This window comes from Streptomyces sp. NPDC096132 (assembly GCF_044763345.1).
Classification (GTDB): Bacteria; Actinomycetota; Actinomycetes; order Streptomycetales; family Streptomycetaceae; genus Streptomyces.
On record NZ_JBIWGA010000007.1, the window covers coordinates 100,346 to 112,434 of the forward strand.

The 12,089-nt window shown below is 74.2% G+C and carries 9 protein-coding genes and 1 pseudogene; 2 read left to right on the top strand and 8 right to left on the bottom strand.

The window, feature by feature from the left end:
* Window positions 1–633 precede the first annotated feature (633 nt).
* Complete coding sequence (locus ACIRF9_RS18365; RefSeq protein ID WP_403822716.1) at window positions 634–1,587, bottom strand: hypothetical protein; 954 nt, start codon at window positions 1,585–1,587, stop codon at window positions 634–636.
* Window positions 1,584–2,387, bottom strand: a complete 804-nt coding sequence (locus ACIRF9_RS18370) for a phosphatase PAP2 family protein (RefSeq protein ID WP_403822718.1) — start codon at window positions 2,385–2,387, stop codon at window positions 1,584–1,586. The genes ACIRF9_RS18365 and ACIRF9_RS18370 overlap by 4 nt, the downstream gene beginning before the upstream one ends.
* Window positions 2,388–2,599: 212 nt before the next feature.
* Here ACIRF9_RS18370 and ACIRF9_RS18375 point away from each other — a divergent pair, with 212 nt between their 5' ends.
* Window positions 2,600–3,238: a TetR/AcrR family transcriptional regulator gene (locus ACIRF9_RS18375; protein ID WP_403822720.1), complete on the top strand. Its 639-nt coding sequence runs from the start codon at window positions 2,600–2,602 to the stop codon at window positions 3,236–3,238.
* A gap of 149 nt (window positions 3,239–3,387) precedes the next feature.
* Here the strand turns inward: ACIRF9_RS18375 and ACIRF9_RS18380 are convergent, their stop codons facing one another.
* On the bottom strand, window positions 3,388–4,419 hold the full coding sequence (locus ACIRF9_RS18380; RefSeq protein WP_403822723.1) for a DUF2510 domain-containing protein: 1,032 nt from the start codon (window positions 4,417–4,419) through the stop codon (window positions 3,388–3,390).
* Between the two features lie 299 nt (window positions 4,420–4,718).
* Here ACIRF9_RS18380 and ACIRF9_RS18385 point away from each other — a divergent pair.
* Window positions 4,719–7,396: pseudogene (locus ACIRF9_RS18385) on the top strand (ATP-binding protein).
* Window positions 7,397–7,400: 4 nt separating this feature from the next.
* Here ACIRF9_RS18385 and ACIRF9_RS18390 read toward each other — a convergent pair.
* The 5 genes from ACIRF9_RS18390 to pcaH all read right to left on the bottom strand — a co-directional run bounded on the left by ACIRF9_RS18390 (window position 7,401) and on the right by pcaH (window position 12,088).
* The gene (locus tag ACIRF9_RS18390; protein ID WP_403822726.1) at window positions 7,401–8,192 is read right to left on the bottom strand and encodes an SDR family NAD(P)-dependent oxidoreductase; all 792 of its coding nucleotides are present in this window, start codon (window positions 8,190–8,192) and stop codon (window positions 7,401–7,403) included.
* A 64-nt stretch (window positions 8,193–8,256) separates the two neighbouring features.
* Window positions 8,257–9,381: a 3-oxoadipate enol-lactonase gene (gene pcaD / locus ACIRF9_RS18395; protein ID WP_403822728.1), complete on the bottom strand. Its 1,125-nt coding sequence runs from the start codon at window positions 9,379–9,381 to the stop codon at window positions 8,257–8,259.
* Window positions 9,378–10,706: a 3-carboxy-cis,cis-muconate cycloisomerase gene (gene pcaB / locus ACIRF9_RS18400; protein WP_403822731.1), complete on the bottom strand. Its 1,329-nt coding sequence runs from the start codon at window positions 10,704–10,706 to the stop codon at window positions 9,378–9,380. Before pcaB ends, pcaD begins: the two co-directional genes overlap by 4 nt.
* Entirely contained in the window at window positions 10,703–11,308 is a 606-nt protein-coding gene (pcaG, locus tag ACIRF9_RS18405) for a protocatechuate 3,4-dioxygenase subunit alpha (RefSeq protein ID WP_403822734.1), read from the bottom strand. Before pcaG ends, pcaB begins: the two co-directional genes overlap by 4 nt.
* A 6-nt stretch (window positions 11,309–11,314) precedes the next feature.
* Window positions 11,315–12,088 (bottom strand): protocatechuate 3,4-dioxygenase subunit beta, encoded by a 774-nt coding sequence (pcaH, locus tag ACIRF9_RS18410; RefSeq protein WP_403822737.1) that lies wholly within the window; start codon window positions 12,086–12,088, stop codon window positions 11,315–11,317.
* Window position 12,089: the final 1 nt, after the last annotated feature.

A 12,089-nucleotide genomic window follows, 5' to 3' on the forward strand; every position in this document is an offset into this window, starting at 1 on the left:
GGGGTTGTCGCGGGGTCAGGTTCTGACGTCGGCTCGTCGGTGGGCGCAGCCTCTGGCATCCGCGGGCCGGCGGGCGCAGTTTCTGGCGCCGGGGTTGTGGAGTGTGCAGGCTCTGGCGTCGGTGCCATGGGGGGTGGCGTTGGATGCCGGGGTTGTCGCGGGGTCAGGTTCTGACGTCGGCTCGTCGGTGGGCGCAGCCTCTGGCATCCGCGGGCCGGCGGGCGCAGTTTCTGGCGCCGGGGTCGTGGAGTGTGCAGGCTCTGGCGTCGGTGCCATGGGGGGTGGCGTTGGACGCCGGGGTTGTCGCGGGGTCAGGTTCTGACGTCGGCTCGTCGGTGGGCGCAGCCTCTGGCATCCGCGCGCCGGCGGGCGCAGCTTCTGGCGCCGGGGTCGTGGAGTGTGCAGGCCCTGACGCTGGCGCGGTGGCGGGCGCAGTCTCTGGCGCCCGCGCTCCGACGGGCGCAGCCTCTGGCACCGGGGCCGTGGAATGCAAAGCGTGGCGTCCGACGCCGGGGCCATCGCGGGCAGCCTCTGATGCCGGGCCATGGCGTGTGCAGACTCTGACTCCCGCGGTCATGGCGGGCGTGGCGTCCGGCGTCGGCGGTTCGGTGGGTGCGGTCGGCCCCGGGGCCCTCACAGTGGCGTGAGATGTCCTGGTTCGGATGTCGGCCGGGGCAGTAGTGCCGGTTCCGCTGATGCCGTTCCCGGGCGCAGGGCGAGTACCGCTGCGACGGGGTGTTCCTCGTCGTAGGCGGGCAGGGGGTCGGGCTCGGGTGTCGCCCGGGACAGCAGCACCACGCCCCACCCGGCGAGTCCCGCGCCCGCCAGGGCGAGGAGGACGCCGGCCGCCCCGCCCTGGAGCCGCTCGCCCAGGAGGACGACGCCGATCGCCGCGGCGGCCACCGGGTTGGCCAGCGTCACCATCGCCAGCGGGGCGCCGAGCCCGCCCCGGTAGGCGGTCTGCGACAGCAGCAGCCCGCCCGTCGCGAATGCCGCGACCAGCACCGCCACCCCGATCACCTGCACGCTCAGCAGGGAGCCCGAGCGGTCCGTCGCCGCCACCGTCACCGTCTGGGTGAGCGCCGAGGCGACCCCGGAGGCGAAGCCCGACGCGGTCGCGTGCCGCAGCCCGGGCCGGGTGCCGGGCCGCGCCAGCAGCCCGATCACCGCCGCCGTGGCGCCCGCCACGGCGACCGCCTCGGAGGCGCTCAGCACGTCCTCGGGGGCCGGACCCGACGCGGTGACCAGGATCGCGCCCAGACCCGCCAGCGTGTAGAGGGTGCCCCGCCACTCGGCCGCGGTGACCCGCCGCCCCGCGACCCGGGCGCCCATCGGCACCGCCGCGACCAGCGTCAGCGCGCCCAGCGGCTGCACCACGGTCAGCGGACCGTACTTCAGCGCCACCACGTGCAGCAGCGCGGCCGAGGCGTTCAGCCCCACCGAGGCCCACCAGGCGCCCCGGCGCAGCATCCGCGCCAGCCCCGCCCCGGGGGACCGGGAGGCGAGCCGCTCCTGGGCGACGGCCGCGGCCGCGTAGGCGACGGCCGAGAACAGGGAGAGGACTATGGCGACCAGGGTGGCGTTCATCGACCCGCTCCCACCAGGACCTGGTCCCCGGTCTTCGCCCGGGCCGGCCGCAGGACCCCGCGTCCGGCGGTGGTGTTCGTCCGCGCGGGCGCGTGGACCACCGCGAGCACGACACCGAGCAGGGCGCCCGCCACGACCGCGTCCAGCCAGTAGTGGTTCGCCGTCCCCACGATCACCAGCAGCGTCACCAGCGGATGCAGCAGCCACAGCCAGCGCCACCGCGACCGGGTCGCCACGACCAGCCCGATCGCCACCATCAGGGCCCAGCCGAAGTGCAGGGAGGGCATCGCCGCGAACTGGTTCGACAGGTGGTCGGTCTGCGGCGGCCCGTACACCGAGGGGCCGTAGACCCGCGCGGTGTCGACCAGGCCCGCCGCCGCGAGCATCCGCGGCGGGGCGAGCGGGAACGCCAGGTGCAGCACCAGGGCGGCGGCGGTGACGGCGGCCAGCACCCGGCGGGCCCACACGTAGTGCGCCGGACGCCGGAGGTACAGCCAGACGAGGAAGGCCAGGGTGGCCGGGAAGTGCACGGTCGCGTAGTAGGTGTTCGCGACCCGGACCAGGGTGTCGCCGTGCAGCAGCAGGGACTGCACCGCGCCCTCCCCGGGGAGGTGCAGCCACCGTTCGGCGTGCCACACGTCACCGGCGTTGCGGAAGGCCTCGGCGGTGTGGCCCGTGGCCAGCTGCCGCCCGAACTTGTAGACGAGGAAGAGTCCTGCGACGAGCAGGAGCTCGCGGACTATGGGCGGCCGCGCCGGCGGCGCCGGCTCCGCTTCTGCAGGCTCGGTGCGGGCATTCATACCCCGGCCCCTTCACTGGCGGTGGTGCGTGTGGGTGGTGCGTGTGCGTGCGGTCGTGCGTTTGATCGATCGATACGACATCGTACCGATACGGCAGTGTACCGATACGCGCGAGTACCGGTACACTGGCGTATCGATTGACATACGACACACTGGAGTGAGGGCCCGCACGGGCCGCGCACCAGGCGAACCGGAAGCGAGGAGAAGAGAAGATGACGTCGCAGGCCGCGGACGGACCGGAGCAGGTCACCGCCACGCGCCGCTCCAAGCTCACGCCCCAGCGCGAGCAGGAGTTCTTCGACGCCGTCCTCGAGCAGATCCGCGAGTGCGGATACGAAGCGGTCACCATGGAGGGCGTCGCCGCCAGCACCCGCTGCAGCAAGTCCACGCTCTATCGGCAGTGGAAGACCAAGCCCCAGTTCGTCGTGGCCGCCCTGCGCTCCCGGCGTACGGCGCGGCTCGCCGGGATCGACACCGGCTCGCTCGCCGACGACCTGCGCGAGGCCGGACGGTGCGCGGGCCGCTGGTCGATGACCGACACCCAGCTGCTGCAGGCCCTCGGCCACGCCGTGCACGGGGACGAGGAACTCGCGCGGGCGCTGCGCGAGGCGCTGATCGACCCCGAGATCGAGGCCCTGCGGGAGATCCTGCGGCGCGGGGTCGAGCGCGGGGAGATCCCCGCCGACCACCCGGCGCTGGAGTACATCCCGGCGCAGATGTTCGGCGTGGTCCGCGCCCGGCCCGTCGTCGACGGGGAGTACGCCGACCCCTGCTACCTGGTCCGCTTCGTGGAGGCCGCCGTACTGCCGGCGCTCGGGCTCGGTCCCCCGCAGGGCCCGGACTCACCCTGAATTCCATACAGGCTCAGGCCGCCGTCCACGGGATGACCGGACGGTGACCTGCTCGCGCCGCACCGTGGGGACGGGGGCGGCGCGCACCCCCCGGCCGGGTGGGGTTCCCCTTGAGCGGAGGGGCGCCCCACCCGGCCGACTGCTGTGCCTCACACGTCCTGGCCGCTGCCCCCGCCCGACGCCACCTTGATGCCCTTGGTGATGGTGTCGATGACGGACACGCTCTGGTCCGCGTCCACGCCGAAGCGCAGCACCACCAGCCGCTTGGTGTTCGCCGGCGCCGGGAACACCAGCGACTCGACATAGCCGTCGGCGCCCTTGCTGGTGACCGCCTTCCAGCGCACCAGGTAGCCCTTCTGCCCGGCCACGGTCACCGCCTTGGAGGCGAGCACGCTGTGCGAGGTGATCGCGCCGTACGTCGTACCGCCGTAGGACTGCTCGGCGTTGGCCGCGATGTCCGCCTTGGCGACCTCCTCGGCGGTGTCCCCCTTGGTGCCCAGCACCTCGACGGGCGAGGAGTACACCCCGCCCTTGGTGCAGGTCTTGGAGGTGTCGCCGGGGCACTTGTAGGAGGACTCGGACGTCACCGCCGCGCCCCCGCTCCCCTCCTGCCCGTACCAGCCGTCCGGGATCGGGATGCTGATCCCGTTGAGCGCGTCGGTCACCGACCCGCTCTTGATCTTCGGCGCCTCGGACTCCTCGGGGGAGGGCGAGGCCCCGCCCGAACCACCGGAGCCCCCCGAACCGCCCGAACCACCGGAGCCACCGGACCCGCCCGAGCCGCCGAAGGGACCGCCCGTGCCGCCGTTGCCGCCCGGTCCGCCCTGGCCGCCCGGCCCCTGGGCCGTACCGCCGCCACCGCCGCCGTCGTCCTTGGACAGCGCGTACACGCCGACCCCGATGCTGGTGAGGACCGCGACCGCCGCCGCGACGGCTATGCCCGTCCGCAGTCCGCGCCGCGGGCCGGTGCCCGCCGGCGGCGCCGGATACGCCGGATACGTCGGGTACGCCGCGTATGCGCCGTCGGTCGGCGCCTGCGCCGGCGGCCCCCATGCGGCGGCCGAGCCCGCGGGGCGGGTCTGGTCCGTCCATGCCCTGCCGTCCCACCAGCGTTCGGTGGCGGGACCGTCACTTGTCTGCCCCGGGTCGGGGTACCACCCGGGAGGAGTCACCTGCGTCATGACCCCACCGTATGAGGCATCGGTGAAAGGCGGATGAGAGGGGAGGGCATTGCGTCGAATCCGGCGGCGCGGGCGGCCGCCCCGGAGGTCGTCCCGGATGGCGGGAAACCGACGTCAATTCGATACGCGTCGACCGCCGTTGACGTTCCGGGGCCTCAGACGCAGGCCCGTCCCGGCGCACCGGGGTCCGCGCCGTCACCCGTGCAGGCAAGACCTGCCCGGACTGCCTCCACGGCGCGGTCCGGACGGCTACGCTCGAGTTCTGTACGTCGTCCGGGCGACATTGGGGAGGTAGCGGGATGACGGAGGCACGGCCGGCGGGGGCCGCCTCGGCTTCCCTGTGGGAGCGCGAAGAGGAGGTCGCCGAGATCGCGCGGGCGGTGGACGCGCTCTGCGCCGACCGGTCCTCCTCGGGTCACCTGCTGGTGCTCCGGGGCGAGGCCGGGGTAGGGAAGACCGCGTTGCTGGCCGAGACACGTCGCATCGCCGAGGAGCGCAACTGCACGGTCTGGGCGGCGCGCGGCGGCGAGACCCTCAGGTCCGTTCCCTTCAACGTGGTACGGCAGCTGCTGCAGCCCGCGCTGCTGTCCCTGCTGCCGGAGGAGGCCCGCGAATACCTCGGCGACTGGTACGACATCGCGGGCCCCGCGCTCGGCATAGCGGAGCCGGGCGAGGGCCAGGCCGACCCGCAGGGCGTGTGCGACGGCCTCGTCGCCGCCGTGACCCGGCTGGCCTCCCGCGACTACCCGCTCGTGCTGCTGATCGACGACGCGCACTGGGCCGACCAGGAGACCCTGCGCTGGCTCGCCGCCTTCGTCGAACGCCTCGACCACCTCTGCGTCCTGGTCGTCGTGGCGCGCCGCCCGGGCGAGGTGACGGGGGAGCAGGGCCGCTACCTCGACGCGATCGGCGAGGCCGCGGGCCGCTCCGTCACCAGCGTCAGCACCCTCACCCCGGCCGCGGTCGCCGGACTGACCCGCGCCAGGCTCGGGGAGCACGCCGACGCCGCGTTCTGCCGCGAGGTGTGGGCCGTCACCGACGGCAACCCCTACGACACCGTCGAACTCCTCGCCAAGGTCAAGGACAAGGGCCTGGAGCCGACCGAGTCCTCGGCCGTCGAACTGCGTCCCCTGAACCGCGCGGCGCGCGGCGGCGGACTCGTCGACCGCCTCGAGGAACTGGGCGTGGAGGCCACCCGGTTCGCCATGGCGGCCGCCATCCTCGGCGGCGTCGGCATCTCCATCGACGAGGCGTCCCGGCTCGCCGTCATGGGCCGTGACACCGCGGTCCGCTGCGCCGAACTGCTGCGCACCGCCCGCATCCTGACCGAACCGGACCCGGCGGCCGTCCCCGCCGCCGGCGGCGACCTGGAGTTCGTCCACCCGCTCATCGCCACCGCCGTCTACGACAACATCCCGCCGAGCCTGCGCACCGCGATGCACGGCATCGCCGCCCGGATCGTCACCGAGGCCGGCAAGGGCCTCGCGGCCGCCTCCCGGCACCTCATCCAGGTCCACCCGGAGGGCGACCAGGAACTCGTCGAGCAGCTGCGCGGAGCCGCCGGCGAACACCTCGCGGTCGGCGCCCCGGACGCGGCCCGCCGCTGCCTGGAGCGCGCCCTGGCGGAACCGCCCGACCCGGAGGTCCACGCGCGCGTGCTCTACGACCTCGGCTGCGCCACCCTCCTCACCGCGCCCGCGAAGACCGTCGAACACCTGCGCACGGCACTCGCCATGCCCGGGCTCGACGGCGACGAGCGGATCGACGCCGTCTACCGCCTGTCCCAGGCGCTCCTGCACAACGACCAGATGGAGGAGGCCGTCCGCACGGTCGAGGCGGAGGCCGCCCGGCTCGGCCCCGGCCCGGCGAAGATGCGGCTGCAGGCCGTGCAGTTCATGTGGGAGGGCGTGCACGCGGGCGAGGCGACCTCACCGGGCCGCTCCGAGCGGCTCGCCGCGCTCGCCGCGACAACGCCGAACGCGCCCTGCTCATCCTGCGCGGCTTCGACGCCGTGACCCGCGGGGAGAACGCCGAGGAGGTCGTCGAGTTCTGCGACCGCTCCCTCGTCAACGGCCGCCTCGCCCCCGGCCTCGGCTGGACGGACCAGGAGTGGGGCATCGAACTCCTGATGATGCTGTCCAGCTCCTACGCCTACACCGACCGCCTCGACCGCGCCGACGCCCTCTTCAACGAGGCCCTGCGCACCTACGAGTCGGCCGGCTGGAGCGGCGGCCACCTCGCGCTCGCCCACGCCTACCTCGGACTCGGCCTGCGCCGCCGGGGCAAGCTGAAGGAGGCGGAGGAGTCCCTCAGGAAGTCCCTGCTCATCGCCGAACGCGTCGGCCGCGGCCTGCCCCTGTACTGGTCGGCCACCTGCAACCTGGTCGACGTGCTGCTGGCCCGCGGTCATGTCGACGAGGCCTGGGAGGTCGCCGAGGAGTGGGGCTTCGCCCCGCCGTACCCGTCCACCATCGTGCTGCCCGACCCCCGCTCGGTGCGCGGCCGGCTGCTGCTCGCCGTGGGCCGCACCTCCGAGGGCGTCAACGAACTGGAGGAGGCGGAGAAGGCGGCGGCCGTGCGCGGGCACCTCAACCCCGTGATGGTGCCGTGGGCGGTCGACCTCGCCCGGGCCCTCGCGACCGAGGACCCGGCCCGCGCGGCCCGGCTCGCCGCCGACGCCCGCCGCCGGGCCGAGCGGTTCGGCACCGACACCGCGATCGGCGAGGCCCTGCGCTGCGCCGCCGCCCTGGAGACCGGCCAGCGCGCGGTCCGGCTGGCCCATCAGGCGGTCACCCTGCTGGAGTCCTCGCCCAGCCAGTACGAACACGCGGCCGCCCGCATCGAGTACGGCATCCTGTCCCGCTCGGTGTCCGAGCTGAACCGCGGTCTCACCCTGGCCCGCACCTGCGGCGCCGACGGCCTGGTGACCCAGGCGGAACAGGCCCGCGAGGGACTGCTGGCACTGGACCCCCGCTAGGGGGTCAGCCGGCCAGCAGTTCCTCGGTGAGCCGGGCCAGGCGGTCGCGCACCTTCGGGTCGTAGGTGTCCTCGTGGGCGCGGGCCGGGCGCGTCCCGTCGAAGTAGCGGCCCGTGCCCAGGTCCTCGGTGGCCAGTGCCAGGACGCCCGGTGCGCCGTCGGCGACCGTGGACCAGGGCGCGACGCCGCCCTCGCGGACCATCGCCGTGTCCATGAACGTGGCCGGGTGCAGCACGTTCACCGCCACCCCGCTGCCCGCCAGCTCCTCGGCGAGGCCGAACGTATGGGCCGCGAGGGCGAACTTGCTGCGGCAGTACGCCGGGAAGCCGCCGTAGTCGCGGGTGAACTCCGGGTCGTCGGGGTCGACGGGCTCCTGGCCGACGGAGCCGACGTTGACGATCCGTGCCGGCGCGTTCGCCCGCAGCACCGGCAGCAGCGCGCGGGTCAGCGCCACCGGCGCCAGGTAGTTGACGGCCAGCCGCAGTTCGTGCCCGTCGGCGCTCACCTCACGGCCCGAGCCGGGCGCACCGGCGCCCAGGCCCGCGTTGTTGACGAGCACGTCGAGCTCCGGATGGGCCTCGGCGACCCGCGCGCCCAGCTCGCGCACCCGCGCCAGCGAGGCCAGGTCGGCGACGAACCCCTCCGCCTCGCCCTCCGCCCGCAACTCCTCGACCAGGGCCGCGGTACGGTCCGGATCGCGGCCGTGGGCGAGGACGAGGTGACCGGAGCGGACCAGCTCGAAGGCGACGTACCGGCCGAGGCCGGAGGTGGCGCCGGTGATCAGGATGGTGGACATGCTTCCACGGTAGGCACGGGGCCCGGCGGTGTGCGAGACACCGCCGGAGCTACGACCACCGGGATCACCCTTCCTCCTCCAGCACCCGCTGGGCTGTCGCGAACGCCGAGTTCGCCGCCGGGACCCCGCAGTACACGGCCGTCTGCAGCAGGACCGCGCCGATCTCGTCCGGGGTGAGCCCGTTGCGCCGGGCGGCGCGGACGTGCATGGCCAGCTCGTCGTAGTGGCCGTGCGCGACCAGCGCGGTCAGCGTGATCATGCTGCGCTCGCGGCGGCTGAGCGTGGGGTCGGTCCAGATCTCGCCCCAGGCGTAGCGCGAGATGAAGTCCTGGTAGCGGGCGGTGAAGGGGGACTGCCGCGACTGCGCCCGGTCCACGTGCGCGTCGCCGAGCACCTGGCGCCGCACCTCCATGCCCCGCTTGGCGCCGCCGGCTGCTCCGTCGAAGTGGGCGCGCATCGAGGTCAGCACGGCCTCCGGCTGCTCCGCGGGCGCCAGATGCGAGGCGCCCGGGATCTCCACGAGCGCGGCTCCCGGCACCGCGTCCGCGATCTCCCGCAGATGAGCGGGCGGAGTCGCCGGATCCTGCCGCCCGGCGATCAGCAGCGTCGGTACGGAGATCTCCGCCAGCCGCTCCCGCAGATCGAACGCGCCCAGCGCGTCACAGCAGGCCGCATAGCCGTCGGGGTCGGCGTTCCGGTGGTCGGCGACCAGCTCCGGCACGGTGAACCCGGGCGTGAACCACCGGGCGTCGGCGGTCTCCGCGAGCTTGTCCAGCCCCTCGCGCCGCACCTGCGCGGCCCGCTCCTCCCACGGCCTGCTGCCGTTGAAGTGGGCCGAGGAACAGATCACCGCCAGCTTGGACACCCGCTCGGGGTGGTGCAGCGCGAGGTGCAGGCCCACCGCGCCGCCCAGCGACACACCCGCGTACGCGAACCGCTCCAGGCCGAGCGAGTCGGCGAGCGCCAGCACCAGGCCGGCGAGGTCGCCCATGGTCGCCCCGGGCCCGATCAGGTCCGCCGGGGAGCCGCCGTGCCCCGGCAGGTCGTAGCGGACCACCCGGTGGGTGATGGACAGCTCGGGCGCGACCTTGTCCCACAGGGCGTACGAGGTGCCCAGCGAGGGGCCGAGCAGCAGCGCGGGCGCGGAAGCCGGGCCCTCGGCACGGTGGTTGAGCAGCTTCTCGGTCAACGTCGCTCCAGCGCACGGTCGGTGAGGGCTCCGGCGGAGCCGGTGTAGCGGGCGGGGTCGGTGAGGTCGCCGAGGTCGAGGTCCTTCAAGTCGGGCTCCTCGGCCAGGAGTTCGGCCAGCGAGCGGCCCTCGGTGTAGGTGCGCGGGGCGAGCCGGGTGAGCAGCTCCTTGGCACCGGCACGGCCCAGCACGCCCGACAGCTCGGCGGACAGCCGCTCGGAGACGATCAGCCCGTGGGTGAGGTCCAGATGCGCGCGCATCGCGTCCGGGTGCACCCGCAGTCCCTCGGTCAGTTCGGCCGCGTCCCGGGCGGCTCCGCCCGCCAGCCGCAGCAGGTCCCGCAGCGGCTCCCACTCGGCGTGCCAGGCCCCGGCCGGACGTTCGTCCTCCGCCGCCAGCGACCCGTACAGCACGGCCGCGAGCTGCGGGGCGCGCCGGGCGGCGGCCGCGATCAGCGTCGAGCGCACCGGGTTCGCCTTGTGCGGCATGGCCGAGGACCCGCCCCCGCTGCCCTCCGCCACCTCGGCGATCTCGGTGCGGGCCAGGGTGAGGACGTCCGTCGCGAGCTTGCCCAGCGCCCCCGCCGTGAAGGCCAGGCAGGCGGCGAGGTCGGCGATCGGCGTCCGCAGGGTGTGCCACGGCAACAGCGGTGCCGCGAGGCCCAGTTCACGCGCGTACGCGGCGGGCAGCGCGGTCGCGTCCTCGGCGCCGTACGCCGTGAAGGCGGCCAGCGTCCCGGCGGCGCCGCCGAGTTGGGCGGGCAGCGCGTCCCGTACGGCCGTGATCCGCTCCCGGGCGTCCAGGACGAGGGAACGCCACCCGGCGGCCTTCAGCCCGAAGGTCGTCGGTACGGCGTGCTGGGTGAGCGTCCGTCCCGGCATCGCCGTGTCCCGGTGCTCGGCCGCGAGCCGGGCCAGCGCGCCCTGCGTGCGGTCGAGGTCGGCCAGGACCAGGTCCAGGGTGCGCACCGCGACCAGCATCGTCGCCGTGTCCATGATGTCCTGGCTGGTGGCGCCCCGGTGGACGTACGCCCCGTACTGCGCGCCGGCCGCCCTGGTGAGGTCCCCGACCAGCGGGATCACCGGGTTGCCGCCGGCGCGGGCGCGCTCGGCCAGCGAACGGACGTCGAAGTCACCGGAGGCTGCCTCGGTGACCGCCGCCCCGGCCCCCTCCGGGGCCAGCCCCAGCGCCTCCTGGGCGCGGGTCAGCGCGGCCTCCGCGTCCAGGAGCGCCCGCAGAAAGGCGCCGTCGCCGGTCGCGGAGGCGGCGGGGGAGCCGGTCCACCCCGGGGAGAGCAGACCGGACTCGGGCTGAGCAGAAGTCACTGGAACTCCAGGAAGACCGTCTCGCCTTCGCCCTGAAGGCGGATGTCGAAACGGTAGGTGCCCAGCGGGCCGTCCTGGGCGATCAACGTGGCGTGCCGCGCCGGGTCCAGCTGCCGCAGCAGCGGGTCGGCGGCGAGGGCCGCGTCGTCACCGGGCAGGTAGATCCGGGTGAACAGGTGCACCAGCAGCCCGCGCGCGAACACACAGACACTCAGGTACGGGGCGCTCTGCCCGCGCGCGCCCGGGCGCAGCGTCCGCGCCGACCAGTGCCCGTTCGCGTCCGTCTGGATGCGGCCCCAGCCGGTGAACTCCACGCCGTTGCGGCCCAGGAAGCCGCCGGACGACGCGTCGCGCCGCATCGAGCCGTCGACCCGCGGGACGTTGCCGTCCGGGTCGGCGCCCCACAGCTCCACGAACGCGTCCGGCAGCGGGTTGCCCTCGCCGTCGTAGACGTACCCCTGCAGGGCGATGGTGTCCGGGTGGCCGATAGGGGCGATGTCGCCGCCGCCGGGGAACGGCAGGGCGTGGCCGTAGAACGGGCCGACCGTGTGCGACGGGGTCGGGAGCACGGTCTCCGGACGGCTCGTGTCGATCTTCGTCATGGCAGGTCAGCGTCCTTCTTCGATCCAGGTGGCGTTCGGTCCGTCGAGCACGATGTCCCAGTGGTAGCCCATCGAGAACTCCGGCACGGACAGGTCGTGGTCGTACGTCGCGACCAGCCGCTGGCGCGCCGCGTCGTCCGTCACCGACTGGATGATCGGGTCGTACGGGAACAGCGGGTCGCTCGGGAAGTACATCTGCGTCACGAGCCGCTGGGTGAACGCCGTCCCGAAGAGCGAGAAGTGGATGTGGGCGGGCCGCCAGGCGTTGAGGTGCTGGCGCCACGGGTACGGGCCCGGCTGGACGGTCGTGAAGTGGTACTGCCCGTCGTCGTCGGTCAGGGTGCGGCCGACGCCGGTGAAGTTCGGGTCCAGCGGGGCGTCGTGCTGCTCGCGCTGGTGGGCGTAGCGGCCCGCCGAGTTCGCCTGCCAGATCTCGACCAGCTGGCCCCGGATCGGCCGGCCGTCACGGTCGAGCAGCCGGCCGGAGACGGTGATGCGCTCGCCGATCGGTTCGCCGTTGTGCTGCCGGGTCAGGTCGTTGTCGATCTCGGTGATGTCACGCTCTCCGAAGGCGGGGGAGTGCAGCTCCACCAGCTCCGGGTCCTTCGTCACGTCGATGGTGATCGGCGGCTGCTTGGGGTGGCGCAGGACCGAGGAGCGGTACGGCGCGTAGTCGCGGCGCGGCTGGTGCTCGACGGGCGCGCCGTCGGCGATCCGCTTCTCGTACGCGGCGTGCTCGGCCGCGATCTCCTGGTCGATGTCGTGCTGGGTGAGAGTCATG